The sequence below is a fragment of the Paraburkholderia sp. RL18-085-BIA-A genome, assembly GCF_046027075.1.
GTDB lineage: Bacteria > Pseudomonadota > Gammaproteobacteria > Burkholderiales > Burkholderiaceae > Paraburkholderia.
In genome coordinates this window covers 16472-31246 of the sequence record NZ_JARESU010000041.1, presented here as the reverse complement: position 1 = coordinate 31246, position 14775 = coordinate 16472, and the positions used below count along the sequence as shown (strand labels likewise).

Sequence of the window (14775 nt, the reverse complement as noted above, 5' to 3'; positions counted from 1 at the left end):
AAGGCGGCACGCATGTCCTCGCTAGATCGTAGTGTGGGCCTTGCCCGCTTCAGCGTGCAACGCATCTTTTGCGCCTTCGCTGAAGGGCAGATCGCGCTGTAGCACGATGGCCACCGAGCGAACCTGTTGCGATTGCGGATCGAGGCCCGGCGGAGGAACGCCCTTTTCTGTAAGCGCTCGCGCGGCCTTCATCAAGCGGTGACGCACCATGATGATGCCGTTGTCGGTCGACACGAGATTCTCCCGGGTGCGATCCTGGATCGGCCCCATGCTTTCCTGGAGCGACGCGTCCTGCATGCCGATGCCTTCGACGCCGCTATACGTCGTGCCCGCTTTCTGCGCGGCCCGATCCATCAGGTAGTTGTTCCCCTTGTTCTGCAACGGCAGATAGGTGCCCGGCACATAGCGCACGTGAATGCCCTTGCCGTCCTTCATCGCGTCCACTTCGGCGGCGGTCAGATCGCGCGTCGGGTGGTAGTCGAAACTCCAGGCCCAACAGTGCTCGTCGTCGATGGGCACCCAGAAGTGGCCGTGAACCGGGTGGTCTCCGCGCGGCGGCACCATCGTGAAACAGGGCATCACCCACGGCGTGATACGCCAGTAGTACTTGTCGTCTTCGGCATTGCGGCGCGCACCGATGTACAGGCCGCCCGCTGCGTCGACCACTTCGAACACCGGGCTGAAATCGCTCAGGTTGTACTGGTTGCCGCGCGCACCCTTGAAAAGAGGATCCGAATTGAGCGCGCCGCGATGCAGGAACGACACATGGCTTGAATCGACGCCGCCTTCGAGCGCCTGGAGCCAGTTGCATTCCTGCAGACGCTTGGTCATGAACGACTGGCTCGTGGGCACGGTCGAGAACTCATACGCGGGCAGCGGCGGCTGATGTTCGGGCGGCCCCATGTAGACCCAGACGACACCCCCTTGCTCGACGAGCGGATACGACTTCAGCTTGATCTTCTTGCAGTAGCCGCTTGCCTCCGGTTCCGACGGCACGTCGACGCATTGCCCGTTCACGTCGTACTTCCAGCCGTGATACGGACAACGGATGCCGCCCTCCTCATTGCGGCCGAACCACAACGACACGCCGCGATGCGCGCAAAACTCGTCGATCAGGCCGAGCTTGCCTTCGGAATCGCGAAACGCAAGCATGCGCTCGGACAGCAGTTGCAAACGCACCGGCTCGCCCCCTGGCTGCGCGACTTCCTCCGACAGCAATGCCGGCAGCCAGAAGCGCCGGAACAGTTCACCCATCGGCGTGCCGGGGCTCGTTTGGGTCAGCAGATCGTTGTCCTGTTTCTTCAACATGGGTTGCCTCTTCGTTTCCGCAAATTGCTCTAAATGTTTGTGTTCCGTATAAAGGAACGCTGTTCTTTCCACGTGAACAAAGTTATCATTCGCCTCACCGGCTGTCAAACAGAGAATGGAGAATGGAGATGCAGAAGACGTGTTCGCGCATAGCGTTGTGCCGTAAAGAAGATGTCGCGCAAGGGCAGGCAATCAGGATCGAAAAGAACGGCCTGACGCTTGCGGTGTTCAATCTCGAGGGCGAGTACTTCGTGACGGACGATACGTGCACGCACGGTCCCGGTTCATTGTCCGAAGGCTGTATCGAAGGCGATACGGTCGAATGCGATTTCCACAACGGCGCGTTCAACATTCGCACGGGAGAAGTCGTGACGCCGCCTTGCATGCTTCCGTTGAAGACTTACCCGACCTCGGTGGAAGGGGATGAAGTGACGATCGCCGTCGAGGATTGAATGTCGCGCGTCGGGCGCTGAACGTGCTGGGCCCGTTCAGTGCCGCGGCTTGAAGTAATTTCTTTTACTGGCTAACGCGCAGGATCAGCGTGACGCCACCAGGTATGCTCGCGGCGGTCGATTGCGTCGGGTCCAGTCCCGTGTCCAATTGCGCCGCGCGGTCGCCGAGTGTGAATTGCACGACGAGTGTCGTGCCATCGGCGAGGCGTATCATTCCCTTCATTCGCAGCAAGCGGGTCCGATGGCGCGTGACCAATGCGTCGACAAAGCGACGGGCCGTATCGACGTTGGGGGCTTCTTCAAGGGCTTCGAAACGTGTGGCGGCGCCATGCACCGCACGGCCTCGCTGCGCCAACCGTGGACGGATGCCGTGTGGTTCGGCCGCGCGCCACGCGGGACGGCGCTTTTCAGAAGAAGGGCTGGGGGGAAGCGTCGGGCTGGCGGCGGCTTGTGCCGCGTGCCACGCTTCATGCGCGCCGAGACTGCCGTGCGCGGACAGCAGCACGCGAGCCGCCGGGTTCGAGCGCTGCAATCTTTCGAGCAGCGCGTCGAGGTCCTCACGCACGACCAGATCCGTCTTCGTCACTACGATCGCACCAGCCGCGTCGAGTTGCGCGCGTGCTTCGGCGAATTGCGCCATCGTCTCCTGCGCAGTGGGCGCGCCAAGCGTCGTTACGATGCCGGCAAGGCAATAGCGTTCGCTGACAAACGGCTGTGTTTTCAGCGACGCGACCAGCGCGGCCGGATCGGCGAGTCCGGTAGTCTCGATCACCACCGCGTCAAAGCGCGGCATGCTGCGATGCAGACGCGCCCAGAACAGGTTTTCAAGCGCCTCATGCAAACCGGGCAAGCCGGTGCAGCATACGCATGCATCGGCGAGCAGCGTAGATGCTTCGCTCGCGTAGCCGAGCGTTGTGTGATCGAGGCCGACCGCGCCGATCTCGTTGACGATCAGCGCCGCGTTCTGCAACAGCGGTTGTTGCAGCCAACGCTTGAGCAACGTGGTCTTGCCGCTGCCGAGGAAACCCGTCAGCAGATAGATAGGAATGCGCGCGATCATGAACTCGCGGGCCGCTCGCGATGCAGCTTGGCCGCGTGATAGTCCCATACCTTGCGCAACAGGTTCGGCTTCCACAGATTACGGCTGATCGTCTCGACCTGTTCGGCCGACAGCACCATCGGCTCGCCGAGCCGGCTTGCCAGATACTGCCGCTGCGCGTTCTCTTCCAGATAGAACGCGAGCACGAAGGCTTCGAGAATGCCCTCGGCGGCGACCACCGCGCCGTGCGACTTCAGCATGATGACCCGATGCGGACCCAGTGCGTCGGCCATTTCTTCGGCAAGCGGCTTGCGGTTGATCGACGCCGTCTTGCCGAACTGGCGAATTTCGCCGAGCACGGCCGCCTGCATGATCACGGGCTCGACGGCGCGCCCTGTCATGCTGAAGAGCGTCGACCAGAGCGGATGCGAATGGACCACCGAGTTGACGTCCGCACGACGCCGGTAGATCTCCGCGTGGATCGGAAATTCCATCGGCGGCACCGCGTCGCCTTCGATCAGATTCCCGTCGAAATTGATCGTGACGATGTCGCTTGCGCTTAACGCGCTGCGCACCGATTTGCCCGAGTTGATCAGCATGTGGTCGCGGCCAGGAATGCGCCAGCTGAAGTGGCCGTTGAAGTCGATCACTTCGGCCCGTTCGAGCATCAGTATCGCGTCGACCAGCTGCTGTTTTTCGGTCTGATAGTTGTCCATAACGGTATCGTGGGGAAGAGGGCAAGGGTCAGCGGGTTGTCTTCCAGGGAATCAGCTTGCGTTCCAGTTCGGTCAACAGAAGCGAAATACCGTACCCCAGGAAAGCGATGACGAGCAGGCCGACATACATCGATTCCACCGAGAGCAGTTCCCACGCGTTCCAGATCATGTAGCCCAGCCCGCTTTTCGAGCCAATCATCTCGGCAATGGCGATCAGCATCAAACCAAGGCCGAGACCGAGCTTGATGCCGCTCATGATGTGCGGCACGGCGCCCGGCAACGCGATGGTGCGGAAAACTTGCCAGCGGCCCGCGCGGAAATTGCGGCCCACGTCAAGATAGATCTTGTTGATTTCGAGGACCCCGGTCGCGGTATTGATCAACACCGGATAGAAGACGCCAATCGCGACCATCGCGATCTTCGACGCTTCGCCGAGTCCGCAGATCAACAGCAGCAGCGGAAAAATGGCGCTCTTCGGCACCGGATAAGTGGCCGCGATGAGCGGTTCGAACACCGCGCGCAGCGGGCGCGACAACCCTGTCGCGACGCCGAGCAGCAACGCCGGAATGCCGCCGATCAGACAGCCCCAGAAGAGCCGCTGCAAGGTCGCCCACGTATTGATCCATAGCGAGCCGTCGTCGATCAGCGCGATGAAGGTCGCGGAGATTTTCGTCGGCGCGGGGAAGAAGCGCTCGTCGATCAAGCCGGTTTGCGCCGCGATTTGCCACAGAAGCAGCAGGACGACCGGCGACGCGATGCTGATCAGGCGGTCGCGCTGCCTGCCCGATACGAACGGCGGGCGCTTGGCGCGGGCGGCCGGACCGGCCGCTTTCGACTGCAGTTTTTGTGGTGTTTTTAACGCGGACTTCATGATGATTTCCCGCCCAGATCGCGAGCCCGCGCACGCTCGACTTCGTCGCGCAACTGGCCCCAGATGGAATAAACGAATTCGCCGTATTCAGGCCGCGCACGCAATTCGAGCACTGAGCGTGGACGTTCGAACGGCACGTCGACGATCTGCTTCGCGCATCCCGGCTGTGCGGTCATCACCATGATCCGGTCGCCGAGCGTGACGGCCTCGTCGACGCTGTGCGTGATGAACAGCACGGTCTTGCGCGTCTCTTCCCAGATGCGCAGCAGTTCTTCCTGAAGCAGCAGCTTGTTCTGTTCGTCGAGCGCGGAGAATGGTTCGTCCATCAACAGGATGTCGGGATCGTTCGCGAACGCCCGCACGATCGATACGCGCTGCCGCATGCCACCCGACAGTTGATGCGGATACGCCTTGGCAAAGCGCGTCAGGCCGGTACGGCTCAGATAGTGGCCGACCGTATCGCGGATCTCGCCCCTGGGCACATGCCGCAGCGCGAGACCGTAGGCCGCGTTGTCATAGACGGTCATCCACGGGAACAGCGAATCGCCTTGAAACACCATCGAGTTGCCGGGCCGAAACTCGGCGGGCGTGGAGATCTCGACGCTGCCGGAAGTCGGCGTTTCGAGATTCGCAAGGATGCGCAACAGGGTCGTCTTGCCGCAGCCGCTCGGGCCGACGATCATGAAGAAGCAGCCCGTCGGAATATCGAGCGAGACGTCGTCGAGCGCGGTCACGGTGCCGCCAGGCGTCTGGAACGACTTGGTCAGATGACGCAGGCGGATCTTGGCGGGCGCGTCGTCGTGCGTCGACCCAGGTTGCATCGACGGAGGAAGGGACGTGCCGGGCGACGGCGACGAAACTAGCGGTGTAGCCATATCGGTAATCCTGAGCTATTTGGAGTGTGGCTTATAAGGGCCAAGTGCGGCATCGGCGGCATCCACGAACGAGGTGTCGACCACCTCCGCAACCGTCACGTTGCCTTTGACCACACCCTCTCTTTTGAAAAACGCGAGATCGTTTTCGAGGCTGGCGATGTTGAGCTTGCCATCCGGATTCGTGCCCTGAGGAACAATCGTCCGATAGACGGAGGGGTCCTTGATCGGCGTGTACTGGGTGAGTATCGCGATTACATCGTCCGCGTTCGGGCCCGCGATCTTGCCGTTGGCCAGCGCGTCGTTGTAATCGCGTACCGCGTGCAAATACGCGCGCATGAAGGCTTTCGCCGTGTCCGGGTGATCGTGGATGAACGTGCTCGCATACAGCACCACGGCCAGTTGATGGTTCGGATAGATCTGGTCGTCGCCCATCACGCGCACCGCCGCGCCACTGCGAACCGCTTCGGTGGCGGAGGGCTCGGTCGTCAGCGCGGCATCCACGGCCTTGTTCTCCAGTGCCATGACGTGCTGCGGAAAGCCGAGATAGATCCGCTCGACGTCGCTGGATTTCAGGCCGGCTTTTTTCAGCGCTTCATTCATCGTCGACGTGGACGCGCTTCCTGTCGCGCTGCCGGCGATCTTCAGCCCCTTCAGGTCGGCAAGCGTTTTATAGCGCCCGCTTGTCACCAGGTCCTTGCGCACCAGCAGCGGCTGGTAGCCGTAGCCGGGCGGCGTCGAACCTTTGTCCGCGACGATCTTGATGCCGATGCCGCGCGACACGGCGTTATACAGTCCGGCGGACGGCGAACCGCCGGCCACGTCGAGCTGGCCGGCACCAAGCGGCGCGACCATTTTCGCGCCGGAGTCGAATGGCACGAACCGCGCGTCGATACCTTCCTGGCGGAAGTAACCGTTCTTGTCCGCGATAAAGAAGGCCACATCGCTGCTTGCATTGGCAATGCCGACGTGGACCACCGTCGGGCCGGCCGCGCGAGCGGCGGCCGAGCCCAGCAGTGCGGCCATGACGGCACCCATGACTGTGGCAACGCGCAAGACACCCAGACTTTTCACTCGTGTTCTCCTTAGAAGCGATGCCGCATCGAGAACTTCACGGCGACCTGGTTGGGGGTAGTGGATTGGCCGAGCGAGCCGATTGCCGCCACCGCGGGCTTTCCTGTCGAGTCGATGCCCGAAGCGTGTTGCCACACGCCGACCGCGAGGATGTCCGTGCTCTTGGAGAGGAAATAGTCGGGGCCGAAGTTCACCTGTTCGTACTTCGCCGTTTCCGCTTGCGTGTAACTGAAAGAGGCGCCCACCAGAAACGCCGGCGTGAAGTAGTAACGCGCGTTCGCTTCATAGCTGTTGAACGTCGCGGAACCGCTGTTCGGCGTGCTCGGCGTGTGGAGGATGTTGTGGTAGCGGGTATTCGTATAGACGAGGCCGATTTTCGCCTGCCCGATCTTGTACGCGAGCCCGACGCCGAGGATCTCCAGCGTATTGGCGGACAGGTAGCCGCTGAATACCGGGCTTTTACCTGGTGACGTAAAGCCCGGCGAGCCGGGTTCGGCGGTTCCGTCATAGGCGGAAGTGGCCGGATTGTTCAGATGGTCGTAGGCCACCGCCACCGTGAACGGACCGTGCTGGTAGTTGGCGCCGAGCGTGTAGATCCGCCTGCTGGCAAAATCGCCGGCCACGCCGCCCGGTGCGAAAATTCCGCTGATCTGCAACCCCGCCATATCGGGCGAAGTGTATTTCACGGCGTTATCGACACGAAAATTCGAATTCAGATTGTCAAAGTCGCCGGGGTGGGTCCCGAGCCACGCCCATATCGACGTCGCGGCGATTTCGCCGATGTAGGCGGTCATCGGATCGTATTGGCGGCCGAGCGTCAGCGTGCCATACGGGCTTTGCAAGCCTACGTACGATTGCCGTCCGAACAGGCGGCCGCCTTGCAACAGCTTGCCGTTCGAAGGATCGAAGCCATTCTCCAGCACAAATAACGCTTTCATTCCGCCGCCCAGATCCTCGGTGCCGCGGAAGCCGAACCGGCTGCCGTTGGTCTGCCCCGTCACCGATTCGATGTTGGAGTGCCCCGATTGATTGTTGATATAGACCAGTCCGGCATCGACGATGCCGTACAGCGTCACGGAACTTTGGGCGTGTGCGACGCCCACCATCACAGGCAAGGTGAGCAGCGCAAGCGTCTTTTTCATGTCGTCTCCATCCCGGCAATTGATTGAGTCCCGGTCGGATGCCGGGTTGGTTCGGGTAGCGCAGCGGCGGGTTTCTACAGATCGATATGCATAACTAAATGCATGGCTAGGCATCCACGCATTCAATCCGTTCGCATATCGGTTGCGCCGCGCCCCCCTTGTGATACCGGTCCGCGCAATACCCAGGCGTGTGACCGTGATTCGATGAAACTGAAACAAAACCTGTGGCGAGATTTGCGTTTCGTTCTTTTATATGGAACATCGGTCCACGCTGAATCGATGTAAGGAGTGTGGCTTTGTTTAGGAACCTAAGTCAAGAAAAAGCCATTCAGGGTATGTACTCATACCGTACGAGTTGTTACGCTAGATGGAACGCCGCCGCCATATATGGAACGCAGTGGCGGATAAAACGGAATTCGGCGCTGCCGGACGCAGTTTCCGACCGAGGACCGCAATAGCCGGGAAAACCTGATCGCGTCGGGCCCCACGAGGCGGATATCATGTCGGATGCCGGTTGCGGAAGGGGATGCCCAGTGGCGCCGGAGCACCAGCGCATACTGCCTTGAATACAGCCAATTGTTCCTCTATATAGAACGTTGTTCCAAATTTAAAGACTGAGATATATTCATGGAAAATCTCGAAACGCAAACAATGTCTGAAGGAAAAGGTGAGGCAGGAGACGGGCGGCTGTCGTCGGTTGCAGCTGCGATCCGTGTGTTGAAGGTGTTTTCCGAGCAGGAACCAGAGATCGGTATCAGCAATCTGGCGAAGCGCATGGGCCTTGCGAAAAGCACGGTTCACCGCCTCGCCACCACGCTGGTCTCCGAAGGACTGCTCGAGCAGAACGAGGAGAACGGCCGCTATCGGCTCGGCATTCAGTTGTTCACACTGGGTGCGCTGGTCAGGCGCCGCATCGACGTGTCCAAGCAGGCGGTGCCGTTTCTTCACGTGCTGCGCGAACACACGGGCGAAACGGTTCATCTCGCCGTGCTCGACGACACCAGCATCGTTTATCTGTTCAATCTGGAAAGCGACCAGGCGATCCGGATGCGTTCGTACATCGGCGTGCGCAAGCCGGCGTTCTGTACCGCCGAAGGGCAGGTACTGCTCGCGTTCCGTACGCCCGACGTGGTCGCCCGGGTGTTGAAGGCCGGGCTCGTCGCGCGCACGCCGAACACGAACACCGACACCCAGGTGTTTCTGAAGATGCTTGAAAAAGTGCGCCGCGAAAACTATTCGATCGACGACGAGGAGTCTGAGATCGGCATGCGCGGTATTGCGGCGCCCGTGCGCGATCTGACCGGCAGTGTGGTCGCGGCGGTGGGCGTGGGTGGTCCGTCGCAGCGGTTGAGCAAGAAGGCGCTGCGCGCATGCGTGCCGCACCTGTTGAATGCGGCTGAAGGTATCTCGTCCACGTTGGGATACCGGCCGCCGATATGACGCTAATCTGATGAAAGGAACTGTATGTCCGACGTTGCGCATCGCATCACTCTCGCGGGTTCCGACCTCTCGTTCGACTGCGACCAGGACGACACGCTGCTGCGCTCCGCGTTACGGTCAGGCATCGCGTTTCCCTATGAATGCAACGTCGGCGCATGCGGCAACTGCAAGTTCGAACTGCTCGAAGGCACAGTCGACGTCAAATGGCAGCAGGCACCCGCATGGACCGACAAAGACCGCGCACGCAACCGCTATCTCGGCTGCCAGTGCGCGCCTCGCGGCGATTGCACGATCAAGCTGCGCCCGGCGTCGCATTACGCGCCGGTTCACGCGCCGCGCCGTGTGCTCGGCACCCTGACCGCACGCCGTCCCATCACCCACGACATCGGCGAGTTCTGTTTCGAGCTCTCCGCCGACCTGTCGTTCGAGCCCGGCCAGTACGCGCTGCTCAAGCTGCCCGGCGTGGCAGGCGTGCGCGCCTACTCGATGAGCAATATCGCCGACACGCCGCGCATCCTCCATTTCCAGATTCGTCGCGTGCCGAGTGGGCAGGGCAGCGCAGTGTTGTTCGACATGCTGCAAGCCGGCGCCCAGGTCGAGATCGACGGACCGTACGGCATGGCCTATCTGCGTCGCGATGTGCCGCGCGACGTGCTCTGCGTCGCGGGCGGCTCGGGTCTCGCGCCGATGATCTCGATTGCGCGTGGCGTCGCGGCCGACCCTTCACTCGCGAATATCAAACTGCACTTCCTGTACGGCGGCAGAACCGCGCGCGATGTGTGCGGCCGCGACATGCTCGCGCAACTGCCGGGCTTCGACGAGCGCCTGCACTTCGAAGCCGCGATCTCCGACGTCACGCCGCAAGACGCCTGCGAGCCGTGGACCGGCCACGTGGGCTACGTGCACGAGCTCGCGGACTCGCTGTTCGGCGATCGTCTGCGCGACATGGAAATCTATTTCGCCGGGCCGCCCGCGATGGGCGCGGCGATCCAGCGCACACTGCTGGCCCGCAAAGTCCCGTTCGAACAGGTTCACTTCGATCAGTTCTATTGATCGCCTCGCGGTCGATCTCATGGCCAATCTTGACGACCCGACGCGCACACCGCGCTGCGTGTCGCCTGCTGCTGCCGCTGGCGTTGCGGCAATGCCTGGCCGCGCGCATTCGCGCATCGGGCAGCATGAACGGCGAGCGCGGCGCATGCGCACCGCGCGCCGATATGCAACGTCAGATATCCAGCACGATCTCGTCGGAGCGTCCACGCGACACGCAGATCATGATCGCGCTGTCGTACTCGTCTTCGTCGAGCACGAAGTCCCGATGTTCCACGTCGCCGGCGATGAGGCGCGTCCGGCACGAGCCACAGGTGCCGGCTTCGCACGAACTCGGTGTCTCGACCCCGTGCGCGCGCAAGGCGTCGAGAATCGTTTGCCCCGGCTGCACGTCGACGCAGCCACCGCTGCGTGCGAGCCGTACGGTGAATGCTTTTTCACTTTGGGCCGCGCCGCCCGTGTGGGTGAAATCGCTGGTGCCGAAATCCTCGAAATGCACGGCGGACGATGGCCAGTGCGACGCCGCCTCACGCACCGCTTGCATCAACGGACGCGGTCCGCAGCAATAGAGATGGGTATTGCCGTCGCGTGTCGCGAGGAACGGCGCCAGCGCAACCGAGCGCTCGCGTTCACCGTAGTCGTGGTGCACGGTGACGCGCGCCGCCCGCGCGGGCGTCGCCAGTTCATCGAGAAACGCCGTGGATGCCGGCGTGCGCGTGCAGTAGAGCAGTTGGTAGTCGGCGTTGCGCGCCTCGAGTTCGGCGATCATGGCGCGCAATGGCGTGATGCCGATGCCGCCCGCGATCAGCAGGTAACGCGACGCGTTTTCCGTCAAAGGAAAATAGTTTTCAGGCGGCGCTACGTCGAGCCGCATGCCTGCCTGCACGTCGCGCACCATGCTGGCCGAACCGCCGCGGCCGCCGGCATCGAGCTTCACCGCGATCACATAGCGGTCCCGCTCGCCCGGCGCATTGCACAGCGAATAGCGGCGCTCGTTGCCTGTCGGCGTGCGCACGCGCACATGCGCGCCGGACGTGAACGGCGGCAGAGGCGCGCGATCCGGTGCGCGCAGTTCGAACAGGACAATGTCCTGCGCGATCTCGGCCCGCGCCGTGACATCGAGCGAGAGCAGGCTCGCAGCATCATTGCGAGCGAGCGTCTGCATGGGTGTACCAGCGTCGAACGTTGCGGGCTGGTCGACGAAGAGGGGTTGCATCAGGGTAGCGGTCATCGTCAATCGGGCAGTCGGTGCTGCCGCCTTTGGAAAAATCCGGCACGTACACGGTCAGGAGCTGACGTATTGCTTCAGCGAGACCTGGTGGTTGAGTTCGACATCGCGGCCGCTTTCCGACGACGCAATCGCGGCCTCGCACACTTCGAGATTGGCGAGACCCCATGCGCCGTCATGCAACGCCGCGTGGCGTCCGCTGATCGCGTCATGAAATTCGGCAATGACACGCGAGCGGGGCGAGCCGTCCACCGGCAACGGCAAGTCAGTGCGGCCCGCATCGGTGTAGACGATCAGGCCTTGTGGCGACTGGCGGATTTCACCGTGCTCGCAGCTGACGATCGTGAGGCCGAAGAACGGCTGCCACGGCGCGGCGCCTGGAATTGCGTGCTTTGCGCGCGCCTGTTTCGCGAGCAGTTCCTGTTCGGGCGTCAGCGCCTGTCTGCCCGCGGCTGCACTAGCGGCGCGATCGGCCGCGGGGCGTCCCGGGCTCTTGAACCCCCATTCGCCGACGCCTTCGCACAGTTCGGTGCTGGAAAAGCGGCCGTAACCGTTATAGATTGCGGTGGCCGCGGCGCCGTCTTCGAAATCGATGAACACCGTATGGGCGCCGATCGCGCTGCGCTGCGGGTCCCAGTCGAACGTCTTCGCGCGCACGCTGCGCGCGGCGCCGCCGCACAGCAGCCGGATGATGTCGAATTGATGCGATCCCTGCCGCAGCGTGACGCCGCCGCCCTGGCTCGCATCCAGTTCATCGGCGCGGCGCGGCCGGTACAGCCAGTCCGTAAAACACCAGGTGTTGACCATCCGCACGCGGCCCAGCTCGCCAGCGTCGATCAGTTCGCGCATCGCGTGAATCGGCAGATCGTAGCTATGCGAATGACCGACCAGCAGCACGACGCCCGCGCATTCGGCCGCGTCGACCATCGCCTGTGCGTCGGCGAGATTCGCGGCCATCGGTTTTTCGACGAGCACGTGCTTGCGAGCCGCGCAGGCAAGCAGCACATGTTCGCGATGCAGAGTGGTCGGCGACGCGACGTAGATCGCGTCGACGTGAGCTTGCTCGAGCAGTGCTTCGAGCGAGTCGAACGCAGTGATGCCGAATTCGTCGACGGCGGCACGTCGTACGGCAGGCGCGGGATCGACGATCGCCGCGAGTTCGAAGCCGGCGTGCGCGGCGATCGCGGGCACGAACGCGCGGCCGGCCGTGCCGAACCCGACGATCGCGATACGCACCGGGCGTCCAGCATCAGCGTTCGTGTCGGTCATGGCGAGTCACTCGCGGCGGCGTCGCCGGCATTGGGATCGCTGCCGCCATTCAGTGCGTCGGCGATCCCGCGGGCGGCAAAGAAAGGATCGGCTGCGAGGTTTTCCATCATCACCAGCAAGGTGCGGCGCGTCGCGGCGATGTCCTCCGGCGAGATGCCCGAGAGCGCGATGCGGTTGACCTCGACGGCGGCGGGCACCAGCAGCGCGCGCAGGCTCGTGCCTTTGGGCGTCAGAAAGATGCGGACCTGCTTGCGGTTGTCCGGCATCTTCTGGCGCGTCACATATCCGAGTGCTTCCATGGCCTTGAGCGCCGAAAAAGTGGTGGGCTCCGCCACGCCTGCCTGCTCGCTCAACTGGCGTTGCGTGAGTCCGTCGGTTTGCCAGAGGATGCGCAGAAAAGTCCAGTGGCCGTATTGCACCGCATGCTCGCGCAGCCGCGCCTGCAGCGAACGCGAGAAGCCACGCGCGGTGTCCTTGACGAGGTGCGCCATCCGTTCTTCCGGCAACGCCTCACGCCAATGCTGGAGGGTGCCAGGCAGCGCGTCGCGCGGAATCTTTTCACTCTTGGTCATGCATTCACCTTTGTCGTGGCATGTGTGCACATGCGCTTTTTAAATTAGCTAACTAAGCTTACGTTGTCAACGACGTCGCGTTGACGAGATCGGTCCAAACCGCGGAACGACCCGTGAAAGGCACTCGTTGCACGAGTTGTAATCCTTACTGCTATTGGTTTCCATGTCATTCATCGAAAGCTCGCCACGGCGCATCAGTGTTTTCCATCATTGAAGCTTAGATGGCTAAGTATAAGATGATTCGGAAAGCGGATGCGTCAGGCGGGCTGCTTCATCGACGATCACAGCCAGACCGCGGCGCGCCGTCGAACCATCAACCGACGTCATTGAGAAACCTGGGGACGCAAAACCATGCTGACGGCTGAACAGAACGAAACCTTAACGCGAGTTGGACCGGGAACGCCAATGGGCAACCTGATGCGCCGCTACTGGCAACCCATCGGCGCCGTCTCCGAACTCGGGAACCGTTGGACCAAACGGGTGCGCCTGCTCGGCGAAGATCTCGTGCTGTTCAGAAACCGTCAGGGACAACTCGGCCTGATCGCCGAGCAGTGTCCGCATCGGCGCGCGTCGTTCGCACACGGCATTCCGACCGAAGAGGGCATTCGTTGTCCGTATCACGGCTGGGAGTTCAATGCGCAGGGCAAGTGTGTGAGCCAGCCGAACGAGCCGGACAACTGCGCGTTTCGCGACAAGGTCGCCACCGACGCGTATCCGGTCGAGGAACTAGGCGGTCTGCTGTTCGCGTACATGGGTCCTGAGCCGCGGCCGCTGCTGCCGCGTTTCGACGGCTTCATCGCGCCGGGCGCGATCCGGATGATGGGCCGCGCGCTGCTGCCGATCAACTGGCTGCAGATCATGGAGAACTCGCTCGATCCGATTCACACCGAGTGGCTGCATGGTCACCACTACGAGTTCCAGAAGGAGCAGGAAGGCATCAGAGTCGCGATCAGCGCGAAGCATGAAAAGATCGCCTTCAACGAGTTCGAGTTCGGCATCACGAAGCATCGGCTGCTGGCCGGCCATTCTGAAGATTCGGACGACTGGCGCATCGGTCATCCGATCGTGTTCCCGAACATGCTGGCCGTCGGCAACGGCGACGAAGCTTCGCGCTACTACTCATTCCAGATCCGCGTACCCGTCGACGACGAGCAGACGCTGCACCTCTGGTACAACGCGTACATCCCGCCAAAAGACGCCGACGTGCCGAAGCATCTGACCGAGCGCGTTCACGTATACGACGTGCCGTTCATCGACGAGCACGGCGAATTCATCGTTGATAACGTCGACGGTCAGGACATGATGGCGTGGATTACGCAAGGCAAGGTCGCGGATCGCACGCGTGAGAACCTCGGCGCCACCGACCAGGGCATTGCGATCTACCGGCGGGTGCTGCGTCGCGAGATGAAGAAAGTCGAGCAGGGTGAAGACCCGATGGGCATCGTACGTGACGCATCGCGCAACGAGCGCATCGACTTGCCGAACGAACGCAAGAAGCATCACAACAGCGATGGGTTCGCGAGTTTCATGCTGCGTACGCACGCGAAATATTCGCCGATCGCTCAGGACCTCGTAGCGATTTACGAATAGCCGGCTAGCCCGCGCGCGGCGAGCCGTCCTTCGTGGCTATCGGACGGCCCGCCGCGTCGATGCAGTCCCCCAATACAGTCCGATGACACAAGCGGACGCGAACCGGAGACAACCCCGTGGATATGAAACGTGGCGTGTTGGCGCGGAGTCTG

Annotated in this window: 14 protein-coding genes; 4 read left to right on the top strand and 10 right to left on the bottom strand. The window is 62.3% G+C overall.

The window, feature by feature from the left end; genetic code table 11:
* Positions 1-21: 21 nt before the first annotated feature.
* A complete protein-coding gene (locus tag P0D89_RS25350; RefSeq protein WP_408362024.1) occupies positions 22-1308 on the bottom strand; it encodes an aromatic ring-hydroxylating dioxygenase subunit alpha in 1287 nt (428 codons plus the stop codon).
* A gap of 128 nt (positions 1309-1436) precedes the next feature.
* On the opposite strand from P0D89_RS25350, the gene P0D89_RS25345 reads away from it, so the two are divergent.
* Positions 1437-1760, top strand: a complete 324-nt coding sequence (locus P0D89_RS25345) for a non-heme iron oxygenase ferredoxin subunit (RefSeq protein ID WP_408362023.1) — start codon at positions 1437-1439, stop codon at positions 1758-1760.
* Between the two features lie 64 nt (positions 1761-1824).
* Here the strand turns inward: P0D89_RS25345 and P0D89_RS25340 are convergent, their stop codons facing one another.
* From P0D89_RS25340 to P0D89_RS25315, 6 genes are read right to left on the bottom strand one after another with little or no spacing between them, the layout of a single operon-like run.
* Positions 1825-2820 carry a CobW family GTP-binding protein gene (locus P0D89_RS25340; protein WP_408362022.1) on the bottom strand — a complete coding sequence of 332 codons (996 nt, stop codon included), beginning with the start codon at positions 2818-2820 and terminating at the stop codon, positions 1825-1827.
* A complete protein-coding gene (locus P0D89_RS25335; RefSeq protein ID WP_408362021.1) occupies positions 2817-3515 on the bottom strand; it encodes a class II aldolase/adducin family protein in 699 nt (232 codons plus the stop codon). Before P0D89_RS25335 ends, P0D89_RS25340 begins: the two co-directional genes overlap by 4 nt.
* A gap of 28 nt (positions 3516-3543) precedes the next feature.
* Positions 3544-4386 (bottom strand): ABC transporter permease, encoded by an 843-nt coding sequence (locus tag P0D89_RS25330; protein ID WP_408362020.1) that lies wholly within the window; start codon positions 4384-4386, stop codon positions 3544-3546.
* Positions 4383-5261, bottom strand: coding sequence for an ABC transporter ATP-binding protein (locus tag P0D89_RS25325; protein WP_408362019.1), 879 nt, complete (start codon positions 5259-5261; stop codon positions 4383-4385). The genes P0D89_RS25330 and P0D89_RS25325 overlap by 4 nt, the downstream gene beginning before the upstream one ends.
* A gap of 15 nt (positions 5262-5276) precedes the next feature.
* Positions 5277-6332, bottom strand: a complete 1056-nt coding sequence (locus P0D89_RS25320) for an ABC transporter substrate-binding protein (protein ID WP_408362018.1) — start codon at positions 6330-6332, stop codon at positions 5277-5279.
* Positions 6333-6343: 11 nt separating this feature from the next.
* The gene (locus tag P0D89_RS25315; protein ID WP_408362017.1) at positions 6344-7474 is read right to left on the bottom strand and encodes a porin; all 1131 of its coding nucleotides are present in this window, start codon (positions 7472-7474) and stop codon (positions 6344-6346) included.
* Between the two features lie 627 nt (positions 7475-8101).
* Here P0D89_RS25315 and P0D89_RS25310 point away from each other — a divergent pair.
* Together P0D89_RS25310 and P0D89_RS25305 are read left to right on the top strand one after the other, a co-directional pair.
* Positions 8102-8914, top strand: coding sequence for an IclR family transcriptional regulator (locus P0D89_RS25310; protein ID WP_408362016.1), 813 nt, complete (start codon positions 8102-8104; stop codon positions 8912-8914).
* 24 nt (positions 8915-8938) lie between these two features.
* Positions 8939-9967 (top strand): 2Fe-2S iron-sulfur cluster-binding protein, encoded by a 1029-nt coding sequence (locus P0D89_RS25305; protein ID WP_408362014.1) that lies wholly within the window; start codon positions 8939-8941, stop codon positions 9965-9967.
* Positions 9968-10139: 172 nt separating this feature from the next.
* Here P0D89_RS25305 and P0D89_RS25300 read toward each other — a convergent pair whose 3' ends face one another.
* From P0D89_RS25300 to P0D89_RS25290, 3 genes are read right to left on the bottom strand one after another with little or no spacing between them, the layout of a single operon-like run.
* The gene (locus P0D89_RS25300) at positions 10140-11195 is read right to left on the bottom strand and encodes a PDR/VanB family oxidoreductase (protein WP_408362013.1); all 1056 of its coding nucleotides are present in this window, start codon (positions 11193-11195) and stop codon (positions 10140-10142) included.
* 54 nt (positions 11196-11249) lie between these two features.
* Positions 11250-12461 (bottom strand): Gfo/Idh/MocA family oxidoreductase, encoded by a 1212-nt coding sequence (locus P0D89_RS25295; RefSeq protein ID WP_408362012.1) that lies wholly within the window; start codon positions 12459-12461, stop codon positions 11250-11252.
* Positions 12458-13033 carry a MarR family winged helix-turn-helix transcriptional regulator gene (locus P0D89_RS25290; protein WP_408362011.1) on the bottom strand — a complete coding sequence of 192 codons (576 nt, stop codon included), beginning with the start codon at positions 13031-13033 and terminating at the stop codon, positions 12458-12460. The genes P0D89_RS25295 and P0D89_RS25290 overlap by 4 nt, the downstream gene beginning before the upstream one ends.
* Positions 13034-13438: 405 nt before the next feature.
* Here P0D89_RS25290 and P0D89_RS25285 point away from each other — a divergent pair, with 405 nt between their 5' ends.
* Complete coding sequence (locus P0D89_RS25285) at positions 13439-14623, top strand: Rieske 2Fe-2S domain-containing protein (protein WP_408362010.1); 1185 nt, start codon at positions 13439-13441, stop codon at positions 14621-14623.
* Positions 14624-14775: the final 152 nt, after the last annotated feature.

What these genes read in the sequence shown, in the direction of transcription:
- P0D89_RS25350 (WP_408362024.1), bottom strand. Translation starts at nt 1,308, where the DNA reads ATGTTGAAGAAACAGGACAACGATCTGCTGACCCAAACGAGCCCCGGC.
- P0D89_RS25345 (WP_408362023.1), top strand. Translation starts at nt 1,437, where the DNA reads ATGCAGAAGACGTGTTCGCGCATAGCGTTGTGCCGTAAAGAAGATGTC.
- P0D89_RS25340 (WP_408362022.1), bottom strand. Translation starts at nt 2,820, where the DNA reads ATGATCGCGCGCATTCCTATCTATCTGCTGACGGGTTTCCTCGGCAGC.
- P0D89_RS25335 (WP_408362021.1), bottom strand. Translation starts at nt 3,515, where the DNA reads ATGGACAACTATCAGACCGAAAAACAGCAGCTGGTCGACGCGATACTG.
- P0D89_RS25330 (WP_408362020.1), bottom strand. Translation starts at nt 4,386, where the DNA reads ATGAAGTCCGCGTTAAAAACACCACAAAAACTGCAGTCGAAAGCGGCC.
- P0D89_RS25325 (WP_408362019.1), bottom strand. Translation starts at nt 5,261, where the DNA reads ATGGCTACACCGCTAGTTTCGTCGCCGTCGCCCGGCACGTCCCTTCCT.
- P0D89_RS25315 (WP_408362017.1), bottom strand. Translation starts at nt 7,474, where the DNA reads ATGAAAAAGACGCTTGCGCTGCTCACCTTGCCTGTGATGGTGGGCGTC.
- P0D89_RS25310 (WP_408362016.1), top strand. Translation starts at nt 8,102, where the DNA reads ATGGAAAATCTCGAAACGCAAACAATGTCTGAAGGAAAAGGTGAGGCA.
- P0D89_RS25305 (WP_408362014.1), top strand. Translation starts at nt 8,939, where the DNA reads ATGTCCGACGTTGCGCATCGCATCACTCTCGCGGGTTCCGACCTCTCG.
- P0D89_RS25300 (WP_408362013.1), bottom strand. Translation starts at nt 11,195, where the DNA reads ATGACCGCTACCCTGATGCAACCCCTCTTCGTCGACCAGCCCGCAACG.
- P0D89_RS25295 (WP_408362012.1), bottom strand. Translation starts at nt 12,461, where the DNA reads ATGACCGACACGAACGCTGATGCTGGACGCCCGGTGCGTATCGCGATC.
- P0D89_RS25290 (WP_408362011.1), bottom strand. Translation starts at nt 13,033, where the DNA reads ATGACCAAGAGTGAAAAGATTCCGCGCGACGCGCTGCCTGGCACCCTC.
- P0D89_RS25285 (WP_408362010.1), top strand. Translation starts at nt 13,439, where the DNA reads ATGGGCAACCTGATGCGCCGCTACTGGCAACCCATCGGCGCCGTCTCC.